Here is a 1,350-nt window from a genome sequence, read left to right on the forward strand (position 1 = left end):
AAGCCAGACATTTCCTCCAATAATGGACCCTCGACCAATCGTAATACGACCTAAAATGGTGGCACCCGCATAGATCACTACGTCATCTTCAACAATTGGATGGCGTGTATAGTCTTTTTTCAAACCACCATCATCATTCGTTTCAAATCGTTTTGCTCCAAGGGTCACGGCCTGATAAATACGGACACGTTCCCCAATGACACTAGTTTCACCAATCACCACGCCTGTACCATGATCGATGAAGAATCCTTTACCGATTTTTGCACCTGGATGAATATCAATACCAGTTGCAGAATGCGCCAACTCGGAAATAATGCGAGACAATAAAGGCACTTGGGCATACAGTTGATGCGCAATTCGATGATGAATAATCGCAAATATGCCCGGATAGCAAAGTAATACCTCATCCACACTATGCGCCGCCGGATCGCCTTCATAAGCGGCACGCACATCGCCGTCTAAAAGACGTCGTATAGACGGCAGTGTGTTGGCAAAATCCTGCACAATATTTTGAGCAAGTTCCTCTGGCTGTTGGACTGTGTTCGAATGACTCAAATGACGTTTTGCTTCATAATTTAAAGCCAGTTGTACTTGAGCATGTAAGGCTGTTAGTACCCGATTTAAAGTATAGGCAATATAAGAATCTTCAGTTTCTTGACGTAAGTCGGCAGGGCCTAAACGCATTGGAAATATAATTCCGCACAGGTCATCTAAAATAGCTTTTAAAGCTTCTTTAGATGGAAGTTCGCGGCCCCCAAATTCTTTGGTCCTGTGTTGCTGCTGACGCCAGTCATGCCTTGCTTGTTGTAAACCTTGTACAACAGCATTAATGTTCCATTGAGTCACAAGCTTTCCTTGATTCACTGAAAATTGATTAGAGTATTAGTCTTGTTGCCAAGGAAGTTGATGAATGCGCCAGCCGTTTTTTTGATTACGCTGTTGTTGATCATCTAAGTCGCCTTCAAAGCCTTCAAGAACGTTATAAATATGCTCAAAACCAGCATTAAATGCGGCCTCGGCAGCTTGTGCCGAACGGTTGCCACTACGGCATAACAAAAGAATGGTTTTGTCTTTGCCAACTTTTGATTCGAGTTCTTTTAAAAAGCGTGGATTACGGTTAAACGATGTGCCTGTTGCCCAAGCGACATGAACACTTTCAGGAACATAACCCACAAATTTACGTTCTTCATTGGTACGCACATCAACTAAAACAGCTTCGTCTTGTTGTACGAGCTGCCATGCATCAGTCGGAGATAAACTGCCACTAAAATTCAGTTCATGGTCCTGTGCGTATTGCTGTGCTTTAGAAAGAATATCTTCATTTGACAAGGATGGATTTGAACCAGTTGA

At 43.0% G+C, this 1,350-nt stretch carries 2 protein-coding genes; both read right to left on the bottom strand.

The genetic code is table 11. The annotated features are described in order from the left end of the window. On the bottom strand, positions 1–864 hold an 864-nt coding region (gene epsC, locus NL42_RS15870; RefSeq protein WP_461313466.1), incomplete at its 3' end, for a serine O-acetyltransferase EpsC. Between the two features lie 18 nt (positions 865–882). After that, the coding region (locus NL42_RS15875) for a rhodanese-like domain-containing protein (RefSeq protein ID WP_461313467.1) at positions 883–1,350 on the bottom strand (468 nt) is incomplete at its 5' end.

Source organism: Acinetobacter sp. GN11 (assembly GCF_054823985.1).